Source organism: Streptococcus infantis (genome assembly GCF_047460825.1).
In the GTDB taxonomy this organism is placed as follows: domain Bacteria; phylum Bacillota; class Bacilli; order Lactobacillales; family Streptococcaceae; genus Streptococcus; species Streptococcus infantis_V.
In genome coordinates, this window is sequence record NZ_JASHFO010000001.1 from 90,533 (window position 1) to 106,919 (window position 16,387).

22 protein-coding genes are annotated in these 16,387 nt (G+C 39.3%); 13 read left to right on the forward strand and 9 right to left on the reverse strand.

What is annotated here, in order from left to right:
• Window positions 1-101 precede the first annotated feature (101 nt).
• Genes QM911_RS00375 through QM911_RS00390 form a run of 4 tightly spaced genes read left to right on the forward strand, consistent with a single transcriptional unit; the run spans window position 102 to window position 3,755 of the window.
• Window positions 102-635: a YutD family protein gene (locus QM911_RS00375; RefSeq protein WP_045763789.1), complete on the forward strand. Its 534-nt coding sequence runs from the start codon at window positions 102-104 to the stop codon at window positions 633-635.
• Between the two features lie 16 nt (window positions 636-651).
• Window positions 652-1,737: a 23S rRNA (adenine(2503)-C(2))-methyltransferase RlmN gene (rlmN, locus tag QM911_RS00380; RefSeq protein ID WP_049503002.1), complete on the forward strand. Its 1,086-nt coding sequence runs from the start codon at window positions 652-654 to the stop codon at window positions 1,735-1,737.
• A gap of 1 nt (window position 1,738) precedes the next feature.
• On the forward strand, window positions 1,739-2,212 hold the full coding sequence (locus tag QM911_RS00385) for a VanZ family protein (RefSeq protein WP_414312746.1): 474 nt from the start codon (window positions 1,739-1,741) through the stop codon (window positions 2,210-2,212).
• Between the two features lies 1 nt (window position 2,213).
• Window positions 2,214-3,755 carry an ABC-F family ATP-binding cassette domain-containing protein gene (locus QM911_RS00390; RefSeq protein WP_414312747.1) on the forward strand — a complete coding sequence of 514 codons (1,542 nt, stop codon included), beginning with the start codon at window positions 2,214-2,216 and terminating at the stop codon, window positions 3,753-3,755.
• Window positions 3,756-3,797: 42 nt separating this feature from the next.
• Here the strand turns inward: QM911_RS00390 and QM911_RS00395 are convergent, their stop codons facing one another.
• The 5 genes from QM911_RS00395 to QM911_RS00415 all read right to left on the reverse strand — a co-directional run bounded on the left by QM911_RS00395 (window position 3,798) and on the right by QM911_RS00415 (window position 7,163).
• The gene (locus QM911_RS00395) at window positions 3,798-4,037 is read right to left on the reverse strand and encodes a zinc-ribbon domain-containing protein (RefSeq protein WP_080979303.1); all 240 of its coding nucleotides are present in this window, start codon (window positions 4,035-4,037) and stop codon (window positions 3,798-3,800) included.
• Window positions 4,038-4,065: 28 nt separating this feature from the next.
• On the reverse strand, window positions 4,066-4,872 hold the full coding sequence (locus tag QM911_RS00400) for a peptidylprolyl isomerase (RefSeq protein ID WP_414312748.1): 807 nt from the start codon (window positions 4,870-4,872) through the stop codon (window positions 4,066-4,068).
• Window positions 4,873-4,943: 71 nt separating this feature from the next.
• Entirely contained in the window at window positions 4,944-5,756 is an 813-nt protein-coding gene (locus QM911_RS00405) for an HAD family hydrolase (RefSeq protein ID WP_414312749.1), read from the reverse strand.
• Between the two features lie 16 nt (window positions 5,757-5,772).
• Window positions 5,773-6,516, reverse strand: a complete 744-nt coding sequence (locus QM911_RS00410; protein WP_414312750.1) for a DeoR/GlpR family DNA-binding transcription regulator — start codon at window positions 6,514-6,516, stop codon at window positions 5,773-5,775.
• Between the two features lie 113 nt (window positions 6,517-6,629).
• Window positions 6,630-7,163 (reverse strand): hypothetical protein, encoded by a 534-nt coding sequence (locus QM911_RS00415; protein ID WP_414312751.1) that lies wholly within the window; start codon window positions 7,161-7,163, stop codon window positions 6,630-6,632.
• Window positions 7,164-7,340: 177 nt separating this feature from the next.
• Here QM911_RS00415 and rpsP point away from each other — a divergent pair, with 177 nt between their 5' ends.
• The 6 genes from rpsP to QM911_RS00445 all read left to right on the forward strand — a co-directional run bounded on the left by rpsP (window position 7,341) and on the right by QM911_RS00445 (window position 9,901).
• The gene (rpsP, locus tag QM911_RS00420) at window positions 7,341-7,613 is read left to right on the forward strand and encodes a 30S ribosomal protein S16 (protein ID WP_000268760.1); all 273 of its coding nucleotides are present in this window, start codon (window positions 7,341-7,343) and stop codon (window positions 7,611-7,613) included.
• Between the two features lie 19 nt (window positions 7,614-7,632).
• Window positions 7,633-7,872: an RNA-binding protein KphA gene (gene kphA, locus QM911_RS00425; protein ID WP_000379617.1), complete on the forward strand. Its 240-nt coding sequence runs from the start codon at window positions 7,633-7,635 to the stop codon at window positions 7,870-7,872.
• Between the two features lie 43 nt (window positions 7,873-7,915).
• A complete protein-coding gene (locus QM911_RS00430; protein WP_414312752.1) occupies window positions 7,916-8,251 on the forward strand; it encodes a MazG nucleotide pyrophosphohydrolase domain-containing protein in 336 nt (111 codons plus the stop codon).
• Between the two features lie 71 nt (window positions 8,252-8,322).
• Entirely contained in the window at window positions 8,323-8,841 is a 519-nt protein-coding gene (gene rimM / locus QM911_RS00435) for a ribosome maturation factor RimM (protein WP_414312753.1), read from the forward strand.
• On the forward strand, window positions 8,831-9,550 hold the full coding sequence (gene trmD / locus QM911_RS00440; protein WP_414312754.1) for a tRNA (guanosine(37)-N1)-methyltransferase TrmD: 720 nt from the start codon (window positions 8,831-8,833) through the stop codon (window positions 9,548-9,550). The genes rimM and trmD overlap by 11 nt, the downstream gene beginning before the upstream one ends.
• A gap of 12 nt (window positions 9,551-9,562) precedes the next feature.
• A complete protein-coding gene (locus QM911_RS00445; RefSeq protein WP_001196044.1) occupies window positions 9,563-9,901 on the forward strand; it encodes an ATP cone domain-containing protein in 339 nt (112 codons plus the stop codon).
• 30 nt (window positions 9,902-9,931) lie between these two features.
• Here QM911_RS00445 and QM911_RS00450 read toward each other — a convergent pair whose 3' ends face one another.
• On the reverse strand, window positions 9,932-10,252 hold the full coding sequence (locus QM911_RS00450; RefSeq protein ID WP_414312755.1) for a hypothetical protein: 321 nt from the start codon (window positions 10,250-10,252) through the stop codon (window positions 9,932-9,934).
• 95 nt (window positions 10,253-10,347) lie between these two features.
• Between QM911_RS00450 and QM911_RS00455 the strand changes: the two genes are divergently transcribed.
• A complete protein-coding gene (locus QM911_RS00455; protein WP_000807425.1) occupies window positions 10,348-10,563 on the forward strand; it encodes a YdbC family protein in 216 nt (71 codons plus the stop codon).
• Window positions 10,564-10,634: 71 nt separating this feature from the next.
• On the opposite strand, the gene QM911_RS00460 is transcribed toward QM911_RS00455, so the two are convergent.
• The 3 genes from QM911_RS00460 to gor all read right to left on the reverse strand — a co-directional run bounded on the left by QM911_RS00460 (window position 10,635) and on the right by gor (window position 14,275).
• A protein-coding gene (locus tag QM911_RS00460) for an IS3 family transposase (RefSeq protein ID WP_414312756.1) occupies window positions 10,635-11,983 on the reverse strand; the annotation gives its coding sequence in 2 pieces (ribosomal slippage) (window positions 10,635-11,542 and window positions 11,542-11,983; 1,350 coding nt in all).
• A gap of 70 nt (window positions 11,984-12,053) precedes the next feature.
• Window positions 12,054-12,593, reverse strand: a complete 540-nt coding sequence (locus QM911_RS00465) for a biotin transporter BioY (RefSeq protein ID WP_414312757.1) — start codon at window positions 12,591-12,593, stop codon at window positions 12,054-12,056.
• A 335-nt stretch (window positions 12,594-12,928) separates the two neighbouring features.
• The gene (gene gor, locus QM911_RS00470) at window positions 12,929-14,275 is read right to left on the reverse strand and encodes a glutathione-disulfide reductase (RefSeq protein WP_414312758.1); all 1,347 of its coding nucleotides are present in this window, start codon (window positions 14,273-14,275) and stop codon (window positions 12,929-12,931) included.
• 239 nt (window positions 14,276-14,514) lie between these two features.
• Here gor and QM911_RS00475 point away from each other — a divergent pair, with 239 nt between their 5' ends.
• Both QM911_RS00475 and QM911_RS00480 read left to right on the forward strand, forming a co-directional pair.
• Window positions 14,515-15,702, forward strand: coding sequence for an efflux RND transporter periplasmic adaptor subunit (locus QM911_RS00475; protein WP_414312759.1), 1,188 nt, complete (start codon window positions 14,515-14,517; stop codon window positions 15,700-15,702).
• A complete protein-coding gene (locus QM911_RS00480; RefSeq protein WP_060955929.1) occupies window positions 15,686-16,387 on the forward strand; it encodes an ABC transporter ATP-binding protein in 702 nt (233 codons plus the stop codon). Before QM911_RS00475 ends, QM911_RS00480 begins: the two co-directional genes overlap by 17 nt.

Below are 16,387 nucleotides of genomic sequence, written 5' to 3' on the forward strand. Positions count from 1 at the left end.
ATCTTAAATCGTCAGACTTTTTTCATTTTAATACTAAAGGTGAAAATGTGGCGAAAATATGGTAGAATAGAGTATTAAGTAATCGTTGAAAAAGGAAGATTATGCGTAAAGAAATTGCACCCGAATTATATAATTACAATAAATTCCCTGGTCCCGAATTTCAACTGACTGGAAACAGAGTGGAAGCTGAAGATTTTGTTTTTACTCTAGTTGAAAATAGCAAGGATGCTTTTGATGCAACAGCTTTTACTCAACGCTTTTCAGAAGTATTAACAAAGTTTGATTATATCGTAGGAGACTGGAGTAATGAGCAGTTACGCTTACGGGGATTTTATAAGAATGAACGAGCTGAAGAGTCTTTAGAAAAAATTAGTCGCTTGCAAGACTACCTACTAGAGTATTGTAGCTATGGTTGTGCCTATTTTGTTCTAGAAAATGAAGCTCCTAAACGAGCACCATTTGACCAAAAGATGCGCAAAAAAGAGGAAGAAAAGGACTCTCGCAAAGGGAAAAAGACTTCTCAAAGTAAGAAAAAAAATCATACGGATAAGAAAAATAGACGCCGTTCAAAAGAACAGAAATCTCAGAAAGAAGACAAGGGGCAACGTCATTTCGTCATCCGTAAGAAAGATTAGAGAATAAGGAGAAAACATGAAACCGTCGATTTATAGTTTAACACGTCAAGGCATGCAAGAGTGGGTCTTGGAGCAGGGAGAAAAGAAATTCCGTGCCGACCAAATCTGGGAGTGGCTTTACCGTAAACGTGTCCAATCATTTGAGGAAATGACCAACTTGTCTAAGGATTTGATTGCCAAACTCAATGATCAATTTGTAGTCAATCCTTTGAAACAACGCATCGTTCAAGAATCAGCTGATGGTACTGTGAAGTATCTCTTTGAGTTGCCAGATGGGATGTTGATTGAGACAGTGCTGATGCGTCAGCACTATGGTTTGTCAGTCTGTGTAACAACTCAGGTAGGATGCAATATCGGTTGTACCTTCTGTGCATCAGGTTTGATCAAGAAGCAACGTGACCTTAATAACGGGGAAATCGTTGCGCAGATTATGTTGGTCCAAAAATATTTTGATGAACGTGGACAAGATGAACGTGTAAGCCATATCGTTGTTATGGGTATTGGAGAACCTTTTGATAACTACAATAATGTCTTGAACTTTATCCGTACCATCAATGACGATAAGGGGATGGCTATCGGTGCTCGCCATATCACCGTATCAACTTCAGGTTTGGCTCACAAGATTCGTGATTTTGCCAATGAAGGTGTTCAGGTTAACCTTGCTGTTTCTCTTCATGCACCAAACAATGAACTTCGTTCAAGCATCATGAAGATTAACCGTGCCTTTCCAATTGAAAAACTCTTTGCAGCTATTGAGTATTACATCGAAACAACTAACCGTCGCGTAACTTTTGAATACATCATGTTGAATGAAGTCAACGATGGAGTTGAACAAGCGCTTGAGTTAGCTGAATTGCTTAAGAATATCAAGAAATTGTCTTATGTCAACTTGATTCCTTACAACCCAGTTAGTGAGCATGATCAGTATAGCCGAAGCCCTAAAGAGCGCGTGATGGCCTTCTATGATACACTCAAGAAAAAAGGTGTCAACTGTGTCGTTCGCCAGGAACATGGTACAGATATCGATGCGGCTTGTGGACAATTGCGTTCAAATACCATGAAGCGTGATCGTCAAAAAGCAGTAGCGGAAGTAAATCCATAAGATGAGTCGAAAAACATTACTAAGCTTGGGAGTGCTTTTATACAGTCTTTGTATCGTTTGTTTTTGTTTTACTCCCCAGCCTCAACTTCCTACAGGAGTGGAAACTCCAGGTATTCAAACTTTTGGACGCCTGGTTTTTCTTTTGACGCCTTTTAACTCCCTTTGGAAACTGGGTGAAGTAACCAGCCTTCTGCAGCTATTCTGGATATTTTTGCAAAACGCCTTAAATATCCTCTTGCTTTTTCCATTGATTTTCCAGCTTCTCTATCTCAATCCTAGATTAAGAAAAACGAAGAAAGTGATTTTGTTTAGCTTTTTATTGAGCTTGGGAATTGAATGCACGCAACTAGTTCTAGACTTTTTCTTGGACTTTAATCGGGTCTTTGAGATTGATGATTTGTGGACCAATACCTTGGGTGGCTACCTAGCTTGGATCCTCTATAAACTACTACATAAAAACAAGATAAGGAATTAAAATGAGTATCTTAGAAGTTAAAAATTTGAGTCACGGTTTTGGTGACCGTGCGATTTTTGAAGATGTATCTTTCCGCCTCCTCAAAGGTGAACATATCGGCTTAGTTGGTGCCAATGGTGAAGGAAAATCAACCTTTATGAGCATCGTGACTGGTAAAATGTTACCTGATGAAGGTAAGGTGGAATGGTCTAAATATGTGACAGCTGGCTATCTAGATCAGCATGCTGTGCTTAAAGAAGGCCAAACTGTTCGTGACGTTCTTCGTACAGCTTTTGACGAATTATTCAAAGCCGAAGCGCGTATCAATGAACTCTACATGGAAATGGCAGAAGAAGGCGCTGATATTGATGCATTGATGGAAGAAGTTGGAGAACTCCAAGACCGTTTGGAAAGTCGTGATTTCTATACCTTAGATGCTAAGATCGATGAGGTAGCGCGTGCCCTTGGTGTCATGGACTTTGGAATGGATACGGATGTAACAGCCTTGTCAGGTGGACAAAGAACCAAGGTACTTTTGGCAAAACTCCTTCTTGAAAAGCCAGATATCTTGCTTCTGGACGAGCCAACCAATTACTTGGATGCTGAGCATATCGACTGGCTCAAGCGCTATCTCCAGAACTATGAGAATGCCTTTGTTCTTATTTCACACGATATTCCTTTCCTCAACGACGTTATCAATATCGTCTATCATGTAGAAAATCAGCAGTTGACACGTTATTCAGGCGATTACTACCAGTTCCAAGAAGTCTATGCTATGAAGAAATCGCAATTGGAAGCAGCCTATGAACGTCAACAGAAAGAAATTGCGGATCTCAAGGATTTTGTGGCTCGAAACAAAGCTCGTGTTGCAACTCGTAACATGGCCATGTCTCGTCAAAAGAAATTAGACAAGATGGATATCATCGAACTCCAAAGCGAGAAACCAAAACCATCATTTGAATTCAAATCTGCTCGTACACCAGGTCGCTTTATCTTCCAAGCCAAGGACTTGCAGATTGGTTACGACCGTCCCCTTACTAAACCATTAAATCTGACCTTTGAGCGCAATCAAAATGTTGCTATCATCGGTGCTAATGGTATCGGGAAAACAACCCTCTTGAAGAGTCTCTTGGGCATCATTCCTCCAATTGCTGGGGAGGTTGAGCGAGGTGACTACTTAGAACTCGGTTACTTTGAGCAGGAAGTAGAAGGAGGCAATCGTCAGACACCACTAGAAGCTGTCTGGAATGCCTTTCCGGCACTCAATCAAGCCGAAGTTCGTGCAGCCCTTGCTCGTTGTGGTCTGACGACTAAACATATCGAGAGTCAGATTCAAGTATTGTCAGGTGGGGAACAAGCCAAGGTTCGTTTCTGTCTCTTGATGAACCGCGAGAACAATGTCCTTGTTCTTGACGAACCTACTAACCACTTGGATGTGGATGCCAAGGACGAACTCAAACGTGCTTTGAAAGAATACAAGGGTTCTATCCTTATGGTTTGTCACGAACCAGACTTTTACGAAGGCTGGATGGACCAAATCTGGGACTTCAATCAGCTGACATAAATAGTCATAAAAAAGCCAAGTCTGGGTGACTTGGCTTTTTGGCTAGTAATTCAAATAGGTTTCAATATCAGATTTTTGGATTTCTTTCCCGTAGTGACAAATCGGGCAAGAAACGAAATAAGTTTTTCCGTAAGGAAAGAGTGGAATCCAGTAGAGGGTAAACTTACGTCCAGTTTCTGAAATTTCCCAAGTGTCGGTGTTGTTACAGTGACCACACTCGATAGTGGTTTGAGTATGTCCTAAGACCTTTTGGTAACCTTTCGAACCCCAGAATAAAATCATTGTCTCATCTCCTTATTTTAGGGTCATCCTATTTTTTACTGAAATCGTAGTCCTTAACAATTTCAATGCTGTCAATAGTGATAGCAGTAGTTGGTTTGTCTTTTTCGTCTTTTTCAGCCTTGGCAATCTTGTCAACAACATCCATACCGTCGATAACTTGACCAAAGACAGGGTGCTTACCGTCTAGACTAGGATTTCCACCTTCTTTGTAGGCTTCGATAATTTTCTTTGGATAGCTACTTGTAGGGAGTTTGGCAGAAATATCCGTCGTATTTTGGTTGATGAAGAACTGGCTACCATTTGAATTTGGTTGACCAGTATTGGCCATAGAGAGAGAACCACGAATGTTATAGAGATACGGAGAGATTTCGCTTTTGAAACCAGTTCCCTGGTCTTTAGTCTTGTCCTTATCATGCCAGATGGATTCACCACCAGTACCATCCCCTTTTGGATCACCAGTCTGGACCATGAAGCCATCGATCACTCGGTGGAAGGTAACGCCATTATAGTAGCCTTCTTTTGCGTGAGTTAGGAAATTTTCAACCGCAAGTGGAGCTAGCTTTGGAAAGAGTTTGATGCGGATATCTCCTTGACTGGTGTGGAGAATGACTTCAGCTTCGTCTTCAGCAACTTCCTTAGAGAGTTGTGGGAAGTTAGCATTCTCATTTGTCAAGGCGTCTTTGAGATCCTTGGCAGATTGGGCAGCTGCTTTGGAACTTTCTTCAGCAGCCAAGCTAGAATTTACATAGTCATCCCCTCGCAGACTACGTTGGATACTGCTACATCCAGCAAGGGCAAAAGTTGAGATTAATAGAAGTGTTGCTATTTTTTTCATGGTAATCCTTTCAAAAATCATTTCTACCATTGTACCCTAATTGAAAGTGGATTTCAAATATTCAATTGTGATCATTCCGATAGTACATACAATTTTATGGCCTTACTTACCCCATTTTGATCATTAGAATCTGTTACTTTATTTGCACAGACTTTAACATCTGTAGGAGCATTTCCCATTGCAACACCAAGTCCAGCGGTCTCTATCATTGGAATATCGTTATAATTATCTCCAATACTCATAATTTCAGTAAGTGATAGTTGATAATAGTTGGCTAATTCTAACAGAGCTTGTTTTTTTGAGACTTGATTATGTGTGACTTCAAGATAGTTATCCTTCGAAAGGTAAAAGTCAGTTTGAGGGAAATCCATGGTTGCTAATGTCTCTTTAAGTTTCTGGATGGTAGCTGCGTTATCTATTAGTAAAAGTTTATGAATAAGATTCTTTTCTTCCTGAAGAAAATCTGCTAGTGAAGTAACTTTTGGGCTCTCTCCAGTAATCTGTGCTTCAATTTCTACCCATTTATCTAAAGTATTTACGTACCAATCTTTTCCAGAATAAACATTAATTGAAACTGTCGGAAATTCTTTTGTTAAAAAATCATGTAGTAAGAGTAATTCCTTTTTATTAATAGTATGCTGACTCAGAATTTTATCTCCTGTACTAATGAGAGCACCATTATAACTTGCAATTGGAAAATCTGTGATTCCAAGTTCTTTCGAAATTGGAGCTATACCAAGAGGAGAGCGAGCAGAAGCTAGAACAAAAGGAATATCACATTGTTTTAAAAGCGGCATAAGCTCTAGTAAATGAGAGTCTAATTGGTGATCTTTATCCAAAATAGTGCCGTCAATATCACTCATGATTAACTTTATTACTGACATATGTTTCTCCTTTTTATTAAAATAGAATAGTTGTTTTGCCGCCTAAAGATTGTTGAATTTCTAAGTCGGGTTCTTTGTCTGTAATCCAATAATCAAAATCAGTCAGTTCGGAAAGAATATAATGAGAATGTTTATTTATCTTGCTAGTTTCAGCTAACAAGACGCGAATTTTACTGGTTTTAAATGCTCTTTTTTTCATTAGAACATCTTCTTGATCTTCAAAACTAACTTGTCCGTCTGAAAGACTAGCTGCACCAAAAAATGCTATGTCAAATTTAATTCTATTCAAAGATTCGGATTCTTCTAATGAGTAATAGAAACGATTCTTTTTATGAAATCGTCCACCTATAATGTGAAAATCAACATTTTCATTTTCTCCTAAGACCAGTGCGTTATCCAATGAATGACTGAAAATAGTAACCTTTTTATCAGTTATTTTTGCTAACTCAAGTACAGTTGTTGAAACATCATAGAAAATTAATTGTGAATCAGAGATGAGTTGGGTAGCTAAATGAGCAATTTTCGCTTTTTCTTTGGAAGACTGTTCTGCTCGACCTTTATAACCAAGAATCCTTTGCTTTTGGATTGGCAATAAACCTCCATGAGTTCTTTTTGCTCGTTTCTCCTTTGCGAGAATAGCAAAATCTCTACGGATGGTATCTTTAGAAACATGGAAATGGTCAACCATTTCTTTTGCTGATAGACTTCCTCTATCCTCTAAAAGTTTAATGATTTCTTCTAATCGTTGTTCTTGGTACATATGAATTCCCTCTTTTAATACTAACATACCTCTTTTGTAAGCGATTGTCAATAAATGTAATGATTTATAAGTGTTTTGAATGATTTATAAAAAAATCAACCTGACTTGGTTGATTAAAGATTCTTCTTTGGATGGCGGTCAATGATTGTCTGATGGTCCTTGAGAGCTTGTTCTCCTTTTGGAGTTAGTTTATAACCGCGAATTGAAAAGTGACTTGCTAATTCTTCTTCTGAGAAGTGGTCATGAAGGGCTTGGTCCAGATCGGCAGCCTTCATCTTAGATAGTTCCATAATTCCCTTGCTTTTCAAAATATTCTTTTTCATTGTAGCATTCAGATAGTCGAGTGAATCAAAAGCTGTTTCAATGACAGCATAACCTTTTTCTAACAGAGTTTTTAGGTGTTTAGGGGCATCAATGCCATAAGTGTACTCGAAGTATTTAGGAAACCAGGTTTCGGTGGTAAAAGTGCCAAACTGGATTCTCCATAGTAAAATGATATCTCCTGCTAGTAAATCATCTGTTAATAGTTCCATATTTCGCTTAGGAACGAGTTTGGAATTTAGGAGCCAAGCATCTAAATCTCGTTCAGAAGAGATGAAGGGTTTGACTTGATGGTCTTTATAAAATGTTTCTAAAATAGTATTCACTGATAGCCTCTTTCAAACATTTATTTCCTACTTCTAACAAATTTCTAAATGGTTTAAAAATTTTAAAGTCTGTCAAGTTTTTTTCTTGACACCTATCAGAAATCTGCTATAATAGAACATGTGCTAAATAGCTCAGCTATTTCACCGAAATAAAAAATAAGAAAAGAGACTTTAAAAATGGCAGTTAAAATCCGTTTGACTCGTATGGGTTCTAAGAAAAAACCTTTCTACCGTATCAACGTAGCAGATTCACGTTCACCACGTGACGGACGTTTCATCGAAACAGTTGGAACTTACAACCCACTTGTTGCTGAAAACCAAGTAACTTTGAAAGAAGACCGCGTTCTTGCATGGTTGGCTGATGGAGCTCAACCTTCAGATACAGTTCGTAACATCCTTTCAAAAGAAGGCGTATTGAAAAAATTCCACGATTCTAAATTCTCAAAATAAGTTTAAAGTAGGTTGACAGATGGATACGATTGAAAATCTCATTATTGCAATTGTGAAACCCTTGATTTCACAACCAGATGCCTTAACTATCAAGATTGAAGATACACCAGAATTTTTGGAGTATCATTTGGATCTTGACCAAAGCGATGTGGGTCGTGTGATTGGTCGTAAGGGTCGCACTATCTCTGCGATAAGAACGATTGTCTACTCTGTCCCAACTGAAGACAAAAAAGTAAGAATCGTTATTGATGAAAAATAAGAAAAGCGGGACGGATGTCTCGCTTTTTTGCTAGGAGAAGGATATGAAGGATTTAACAGTTAGACAACTACAAGCCTATTTGCTAGAACATTACCAGCAATCTCGTACAGAGGAAGGTCTTTTTATCAAGCTAGTGGAGGAAGTCGGAGAAGTAGCTGAAGTTTTGAATGGGCGCTCTGGTCGAAAAGAAGGGGTTCAGGATTCTAACGAGGAACTTGCAAAAGAACTTGCTGATATTATACATTATACGGTTGCAATCGCAGCTATCAACGATATTGATCTAACCAAGACCATTTTTGAAAAAGACAAAAAGGCTGCCATCAAGTATCACCATGAACGAGATTTGGAAGTATATTTAGAAGCGGAAGGTCAGAACTAGCTTTTTTCTCCAACTTGAGAAAATACCTGGAACGTGATAAAATAAAGGGAGAAACAAACACAGGAGATCAAATGAACTATTTTAACGTTGGAAAAATCGTCAATACACAAGGTTTGCAAGGTGAGATGAGAGTCTTATCTGTGACGGATTTTTCGGAAGAACGCTTTAAAAAAGGTGCAGAGCTTGCCTTATTTGATGAGAAGGATCAATTTGTTAGAACAGTGACTATCGCAAGTCACCGTAAGCATAAAAACTTTGATATCATCAAATTTAAGGATATGTATCACATCAATGATATCGAAAAATACAAGGGCTACAGTTTGAAGGTTGCAGAAGAAAACCTGAATGACCTTGATGAGGGTGAATTTTACTATCACGAGATTATTGGACTAGAGGTCTACGAGGGTGATAACTTGATTGGAACCATCAAGGAAATCCTTCAACCAGGTGCCAATGATGTCTGGGTAGTTAAGCGCAAGGGAAAACGGGATCTGCTTTTACCCTATATCCCACCGGTTGTCCTCAATGTAGATATTCCTAATAAGCGTGTGGATGTAGAACTCTTAGAAGGGTTAGACGATGAAGATTGATATTTTAACCCTCTTTCCAGAGATGTTCTCACCTCTAGAACATTCCATTGTTGGGAAAGCTCGTGAAAAAGGGCTTTTAGATATCCAGTATCATAATTTTCGTGAATATGCTGAAAAGGCCCGTCATGTGGATGATGAACCATATGGCGGGGGTCAAGGGATGTTGCTACGTGCGCAGCCAATCTTTGATGCCTTTGATGCTATTCAAAAGAAGAATCCGCGCGTGATTCTTTTGGATCCTGCTGGTAAGCAGTTTGATCAAGCCTATGCTGAAGATTTAGCCCAAGAAGAAGAACTCATCTTTATCTGTGGTCACTACGAGGGCTATGATGAACGCATTAAGACCTTGGTAACAGATGAAATTTCTCTTGGTGATTATGTTCTAACTGGTGGAGAACTGGCAGCAATGACCATGATTGATGCGACGGTTCGCTTGATACCAGAAGTAATTGGGAAGGAAACCAGTCACCAAGATGATAGCTTTTCATCAGGCCTTCTCGAATACCCTCAGTACACACGTCCTTATGATTATCGAGGCATGGTGGTTCCGGATGTGCTTATGAGTGGGCATCATGAGAAGATTCGTCAATGGCGTCTCTATGAAAGTCTCAAAAAAACTTATGAGCGTAGACCAGATTTGTTGGAACATTATGAATTAACAACAGAAGAAGCTAAAATGTTAGCAGACATTAAAGAAAATACAAATTAAAAGGAGAAGCCTATGCAAGTTATTAAACGTGATGGACAAGTTGCCGACTTTGATCCAGATAAAATCTATCAAGCCATTCTCAAGGCTGCTCAAACAGTTTATGTTTTGACAGATGATTTACGTCAAAATCTAGCTCAGGTAACTAAAAAGGTTGTCTTGGATCTAGAAGAGGCAAAAGTGGAGCGTGCGACGATCAGCATGATTCAATCAATGGTTGAGCATCGCTTGCTTGGAGCAGGCTATATTACCATCGCTGAACACTATATCTCTTACCGTTTGCAACGTGATTTAGAGAGAAGTGGTTACGGAGAACACATTGCTGTTCACCTTCATTTTGAACAAATTCGTTAATAGAAAAGAGTGAGATGAAGAAAACTCATCTCACTCTTTCTTAAATCGATTTTTTTGGGCTGTTTGGATAGTCGAGGGAACAAAACTCACTTTCTGAATATCTGGGATTCGAATAATGCGGGTCACATTTTTTGCAAAATTTTTAACGATAATTTGCTGGCGGTCTGTATCATATTTGATGATATCCCCTGTAAAACTCGTATCGGAAAAAATAATGTGGACAGCAGTTTTTTTTAGAAGCGCCTCTTTAATGGCACTTGTCAGGGAGTCAGCTTTGGAATGATCTGGTTCTTCTCGTCCGTTGAGAAAGCCTTGGAATTTTTGTTGAATGTAGTTAAATAAATCTTTCATCGGAGCCTCCCTTCTTTTTACCATTATATACAATTTTAAAAAAATCTACAAGGTTTTACGAATAATCAAGTGAAGACAATCAAAAGGAGAATACAATGGCAGAATTTACATTTGAAATCGAAGAACACTTACTTACGCTCTCAGAGAATGAAAAAGGTTGGACTAAGGAAATCAATCGTGTCAGCTTTAATGGAGCACCAGCAAAGTTTGACATTCGTGCTTGGAGTCCAGACCACACTAAGATGGGGAAAGGAATCACCCTCTCAAACGAGGAGTTTCAAGTCATGGTAGATGCTTTCAAGAATCAATAAACACTCATCTAAGATGAATCAAAAAGAGGCTGGGGAAAAACTGTACTGACCCCAAAAAGTTGGACAAATAATTATTGAAAGGATTTAGTTCTGTATTGCACAGGACTAAGTCCTTTTAGTTTGACCTTAATTCGTTTGTTGTTGTAGTAATCAATGTAGTTCACAATAGCTTGTTCAAGGTCTTCTAAAGACCTAAAGTTCTTCTCATAGCCGTAAAACATTTCGGATTTTAAAATGCCAAAGAAAGATTCCATCATGCCGTTGTCTGGGCTGTTGCCCTTACGTGACATAGATGCTCGAATTCCCTTACTCTCTAGGAACCGATGATAAGAATCGTGTTGGTATTGCCAGCCTTGATCGCTATGGAGAATCGTATTCTCGTAGTGCTTCTCTGTGAATGCCTGTTCCAACATTGTTTGTACTTGTTCTAAATTAGGCGAACAAGAAAGATTAAAAGCAATAATTTCGCTGTTGAAACCATCTAAAACGGGCGATAAATAGAGTTTCTGAATGCTATTTGGAATGGCAAACTCAGTCACATCCGTATAGCACTTTTCCATTGGTTTGGCTGCTTCAAATTGGCGTTGAATAAGATTATCTGCTTTCTTGCCAATCTCTCCTTGATAAGAAGAATACTTCCGTTTCCGACGAATTCGAGCACTTAAACAAAGGATCTTCATCAGACGTTGGACCTTCTTATGGTTTATTATATGACCACGATTCCTCAATTCAAGAGTTATTCGGCGATAGCCATAATTTCCTTTGTGCTCAGTAAAAATAGCTTGAATTTCAGCTTTAAGCTCTTGGTCCTTATCTGGTTTGTTTAGCTGTTTCAAGTGATAGTAGTAGGTAGAACGAGCGAGTTTAATGGCTTTTAGAAGAATATCTAACGAAAAATCAGCGATTAATTCTCGAACAATTTCCGTCTTTCTTCTTTCTCTTTTTCCTCCTTCAATCGGAGTTCTCTCAACTTTTTTAGAATGGCATTCTCCGCTCTTAGGTATTGCAGCTCTTCTTGTAGACGCTCTAACTCTGTCAATTCCTCAGGCTTTTTCTTCGGTTTACGTCCCATTTTAGATGGTCTCCCTCTTGTTTTCTCAACAATAGTATACCCGTTTTTCTTATATTGTGCCAGCCAATTTGAAAGTATTCCTTGGTTTGGGAGAGCATAATCAAGGCTGACACTTCTACGTGAACGACCTTCAAGTAAGACTTTATCAATCATTTCTTGTTTTAAATCAGGAGAATAGTAACGATTTTTTCCTTTTTTGACGAACTCTATTCCGTAACGATCAATCAATTTAAACATGTACCTAATATTAGAATTGTTTATCCCAAATATATTTGAAAGCTTCTCTAAGCTATATCCTTGTTTTCTAAGTTCATAGATCTGAACTTTATCATCATAAGTTATTTTCATAATAAAAATACCCCAAAAGTTAGATTTTTTCTGTCTAACTTTTGGGGTGCAGTTCAAACCCCGGCCTCTTTTATTTGCTTGAAAAATATGCTTGTGTACGAAGACGTTGGAGTAGTGGTCGCCCGATAAAACTAATGGCAAGTATTTTTGCAAGATCAGGAATGATAAAGGGAATGACACCGACAGCCAGTGCTTTATCAAAAGGCATACCAGCAAGGAAGTGGAGGCTAAGAATGCCACCAACAAAGACAAGTGAATCTCCCAAAAGATTTGCAAGAAAGATACGAATATAGCCACTCTTCTTATGGATAAGGTAGGACGTAAGCCCAGCATATACAAGATCAAACCATAGATATCCAGCACTTGGCCCAATTAAAACGTGGAAACCAGCTCCGCCGCTAGCAAAGACAGGAAGTCCAATAGCCCCCAGTAAGAGATAGAGTCCAACAGAGAGAACAGCTTCCCTAGGTCGAAAAACAGTAGCAATGAGACCGATAGCAAAGTTTTGCAGAGTAAATGGTACAGGACCAATTGGGATACTGATTTGGGCTAATACTGCAATCAGAGCAGCCCCAATAGCAGGAATAGCGTAAATGTGTGCTTTTTTCATAATAGTTAACCTCTTTTGTAATTTATAGTAACTATTATACTTTAAGAAACATAATTGTCAACCTGTTTTAAAAATAAAGGTTACAAATTTGTAACGGCCGATTGATACAAAAAAGTCGGCTTGGATTTTTTTAAAACTCAGATAAATTCTTATCAGTAATAAAAAGATTACCCTTATGGAGCTTGGCTATCATATAGTGCAAACACTTAGGAATCCAGATGGGATGCTATTTTTAAGTGTTTTATAATTTGCTCTAATAAAAGAAAAAGATTGAAGAAAATGGTCCTAAATAGGCTTTTTCTTCAATCTGAGTGACCAAGATGGTCTCTTTTTTATTAACGCATAGTAACAAACTCTTCTGAGCCAGTTGGATGGATAGCGACTGTCGCATCAAAGTCAGCTTTTGTAGCTCCTATCTTAATAGCAACTGCGAAACCTTGAATCATTTCATCAACGCCGTAGCCGATGCCATGAAGGCCAACGACCTTTTCATCTGCACCTGCTGTAACGAGCTTGAAGCGAGCTTCTTGACGGTGGCTAGTAACTGCAGAATACATAGAAGCAAATTTTGAAGTGTAGACTTTGATGTTTTCTTGTCCATACTCTTTGATAGCTTCTTCCTCAGTCAGACCGACAGTTCCGATAGCTGGGTGTGAGAAGACAACAGTTGGAATAGTAGTGTAGTCCATTTTGGCATTGGTTTTACCGTTGAAAAGTCTTTCGGATAGGGTACGTCCAGCCTTGATAGCAACAGGAGTCAGTTCTTTTTCACCTGTCACATCGCCAAGAGCGTAGATACCATCAACGACTGTGTTTTGGTATTCGTCAACTTGGATGAAACCACGTTCATTGAGAGTAACGCCTGCCTTTTCTAGCTGGAGTCCTTCAACGTTTGGACGGCGGCCAGTTGCCCAGATAACTTGACTGGCAGTATGAGTACTACCATCTTCGAAATGAATGGTAATGCCTTGTTCAGTTTCTTCAAGTTTAGCAGGAACCTTATGGGTGTGGAGGTTTAATCCAGTATTTTCCATTTCTTGAACTAGACTCTCAACAATATAACTATCAAATCCACGGAGCGGACGCTCGCGACGGACGAATAAATCTGTCTGTACACCAAGAGTATGGAGCACGCCAGCTAATTCGACAGCAATGTAACCTGCCCCAAGAATGGCTACAGATTCAGGCAACTCTTCCCAAGCAAAGACATCATCAGAACTACCACCCAGTTCAGCACCAGGAATGGCAGGGATATGAGGATGGGCCCCAGTTGCAATCACGATGTGCTTAGCACGGATCAACTCTCCATTAACACTAACAGTATGAGCGTCAACGAACTCGGCGCGTCCTTCAATCAAATCAACTGCGTTACGCTTAAAGCTTCCACCATAAGAAGAGCGAGCACGATCAATATAGGCTTCACGATTTTTACGAAGCATTGCATAATCAAATTCATTGCCAGTACTTGTAAAACCATAGTCAGGTCCATATTTGTGGATGCTCTCTGCGATTTGAGCTCCGTACCACATAATTTTCTTAGGAACGCAGCCAATATTGACACAGGTTCCACCTAATTTCTTTTCCTCAATAACTGCCGCTTTAGCACCATGTTCACCAGCACGATTCATGGTAGCAATACCCCCGCTACCTCCTCCAATGGCGATAATATCGTATTCTCTCATAGAAAGCTCCTTTGTTGTTTTCTAGTCATATTCTATCTTTTTTTGAAGGTCAATGCAAAAATCTGCTACGCTTAAAATTTTTAAGAAAATGCTTGCAAAAATAAAAAAGAAAGTGTATTATATAACTAATACAACAATAAAAGATTTAGAAAATATTTTTGGGTAATGAGAAATAAATTGTCCATTTTTAGGATATGTGCTATAATCTTAACATATATATTTATAAAAGGGGTATTGCTATGAAAAGAAAGTCAAAAGCTAAGAAATGGCCTTTATTTACTGCTATTGGAGTGGCGTCAGTTCTTGTAGTGGGTGCAGCTGCTGTTCTTCTGTTAAGACAACCAAATCAAGCTGCAGCAAAAGATGAAACTGCTAAGATTGTCCTTGCTAAAGAGGGGTCTGTGGCATCTTCAGTTCTCCTATCGGGGAGTGTTACTGCTCAGAATGAACAATACATTTATTATGATGCAAGCAAGGGTGACTTGGATGAAGTCTTGGTCTCTGTTGGTGATCAGGTCAGTGAAGGACAGGCTCTTGTCAAGTATAGTAGTACAGAAGCTCAGGCTGCCTATGATGCTGCCAGTCGTGCCGTTGCTAAAGCTAACCGTCATATCAATGACCTGAATGAGTCTCGAAATACCGCCGCAGCAACACCTAGCCTTTCGCAAGCAGGTCTAGAAGGAGCAACTGGACAAGCGCCAGCTCAGTCATCCGGTTCTGCCACAGCTGCTATTGATTCTCAAATCAGCGATGCTCGTGATGTGCGTGCAGATGCAGAAGCGCAACTCGAAAAAGCTCAAGCCCAGTTGAATGCTGCTACGGTATTGAGTACGGTGGAGGGAACAGTTGTTGAAGTGAATCGTAACGTTTCAAAATCTCCAACAGGAAATAGTCAAGTTTTGGTTCATATCGTAAGTAACGATAACTTGCAGGTCAAGGGAGAGCTTTCTGAGTACAACCTTGCCAATCTATCTGTCGGCCAAGAAGTCACTTTCACTTCCAAGGTTTACCCAGATAAAACTTGGAATGGTAAGATTAGCTATATTTCAAATTATCCAAAAAATAACAGTGAAGCAAGTAGTAGCTTAGCTGCTTCAAACACAGGTTCAAAATACCCGTATACAGTCGATGTAACTAGCGAAATTGGTGGTTTGAAACAGGGCTTTACAGTCAGTGTCGAAGTGAAAAGCACTAGCAAAGCATTGATTGTTCCGATCACCAGCGTAGTCATGGAAGAAGAGAAAAACTATGTTTGGATCCTTGATGAAAATCAAAAGGCCAAAAAAGTTGAAGTTGGTTTGGGCAATGCAGATGCAGAAAATCAAGAAATCACATCTGGTCTGACAGATGGAGCAAAAGTCATCAGTAATCCGACAGCTTCCTTGCAAGAAGGAAAAGAGGTGAAGACTGATGAAGCAACTAATTAGCCTCAAAAATATCTGTCGTAGCTATCGCAATGGTGATCAAGAACTACTAGTCCTCAAGAATATTAACCTAGAAGTTCATGAGGGAGAATTTGTAGCAATCATGGGACCATCTGGTTCTGGGAAATCTACTCTCATGAATACCATTGGTATGTTAGATACCCCTTCAAGTGGGCAGTATTTTCTAGATGGAAAAGAAGTAGCTGGTTTGGGTGAAAAACAATTAGCCAAGGTTCGAAATCAGGAAATCGGTTTCGTCTTTCAACAATTCTTTCTCTTGTCCAAGCTTAATGCACTTCAAAATGTAGAACTTCCCTTGATTTATGCTGGAGTTTCAGCTTCAAAACGTCGCAAATTAGCAGAAGAGTATCTGGAAAAGGTTGAACTGACCGAGCGTAGCCATCATTTACCTTCGGAGTTGTCAGGTGGTCAGAAGCAAAGGGTTGCCATTGCGCGTGCTTTAGTCAACAATCCTTCTATCATTCTAGCAGACGAACCGACTGGGGCACTTGATACCAAAACAGGAAATCAAATCATGCAACTCTTGGTTGAATTAAACAAAGAAGGAAAAACCATTATCATGGTTACGCATGAGCCTGAAATTGCTGCCTATGCGAAACGTCAAATCGTCATCCGAGATGGCGTCATTTCATCTGATAGTGGTTTCGTAGAAAAGGAGGAAAACTAA

Excerpts from the sequence above, each read along its gene's own strand:
- QM911_RS00375 (WP_045763789.1), top strand. The coding sequence starts at position 102 with ATGCGTAAAGAAATTGCACCCGAATTATATAATTACAATAAATTCCCT.
- rlmN (WP_049503002.1), top strand. The coding sequence starts at position 652 with ATGAAACCGTCGATTTATAGTTTAACACGTCAAGGCATGCAAGAGTGG.
- QM911_RS00385 (WP_414312746.1), top strand. The coding sequence starts at position 1,739 with ATGAGTCGAAAAACATTACTAAGCTTGGGAGTGCTTTTATACAGTCTT.
- QM911_RS00390 (WP_414312747.1), top strand. The coding sequence starts at position 2,214 with ATGAGTATCTTAGAAGTTAAAAATTTGAGTCACGGTTTTGGTGACCGT.
- QM911_RS00395 (WP_080979303.1), bottom strand. The coding sequence starts at position 4,037 with ATGATTTTATTCTGGGGTTCGAAAGGTTACCAAAAGGTCTTAGGACAT.
- QM911_RS00400 (WP_414312748.1), bottom strand. The coding sequence starts at position 4,872 with ATGAAAAAAATAGCAACACTTCTATTAATCTCAACTTTTGCCCTTGCT.
- QM911_RS00405 (WP_414312749.1), bottom strand. The coding sequence starts at position 5,756 with ATGTCAGTAATAAAGTTAATCATGAGTGATATTGACGGCACTATTTTG.
- QM911_RS00410 (WP_414312750.1), bottom strand. The coding sequence starts at position 6,516 with ATGTACCAAGAACAACGATTAGAAGAAATCATTAAACTTTTAGAGGAT.
- rpsP (WP_000268760.1), top strand. The coding sequence starts at position 7,341 with ATGGCAGTTAAAATCCGTTTGACTCGTATGGGTTCTAAGAAAAAACCT.
- kphA (WP_000379617.1), top strand. The coding sequence starts at position 7,633 with ATGGATACGATTGAAAATCTCATTATTGCAATTGTGAAACCCTTGATT.
- QM911_RS00430 (WP_414312752.1), top strand. The coding sequence starts at position 7,916 with ATGAAGGATTTAACAGTTAGACAACTACAAGCCTATTTGCTAGAACAT.
- rimM (WP_414312753.1), top strand. The coding sequence starts at position 8,323 with ATGAACTATTTTAACGTTGGAAAAATCGTCAATACACAAGGTTTGCAA.
- trmD (WP_414312754.1), top strand. The coding sequence starts at position 8,831 with ATGAAGATTGATATTTTAACCCTCTTTCCAGAGATGTTCTCACCTCTA.
- QM911_RS00445 (WP_001196044.1), top strand. The coding sequence starts at position 9,563 with ATGCAAGTTATTAAACGTGATGGACAAGTTGCCGACTTTGATCCAGAT.
- QM911_RS00450 (WP_414312755.1), bottom strand. The coding sequence starts at position 10,252 with ATGAAAGATTTATTTAACTACATTCAACAAAAATTCCAAGGCTTTCTC.
- QM911_RS00455 (WP_000807425.1), top strand. The coding sequence starts at position 10,348 with ATGGCAGAATTTACATTTGAAATCGAAGAACACTTACTTACGCTCTCA.
- QM911_RS00465 (WP_414312757.1), bottom strand. The coding sequence starts at position 12,593 with ATGAAAAAAGCACACATTTACGCTATTCCTGCTATTGGGGCTGCTCTG.
- gor (WP_414312758.1), bottom strand. The coding sequence starts at position 14,275 with ATGAGAGAATACGATATTATCGCCATTGGAGGAGGTAGCGGGGGTATT.
- QM911_RS00475 (WP_414312759.1), top strand. The coding sequence starts at position 14,515 with ATGAAAAGAAAGTCAAAAGCTAAGAAATGGCCTTTATTTACTGCTATT.
- QM911_RS00480 (WP_060955929.1), top strand. The coding sequence starts at position 15,686 with ATGAAGCAACTAATTAGCCTCAAAAATATCTGTCGTAGCTATCGCAAT.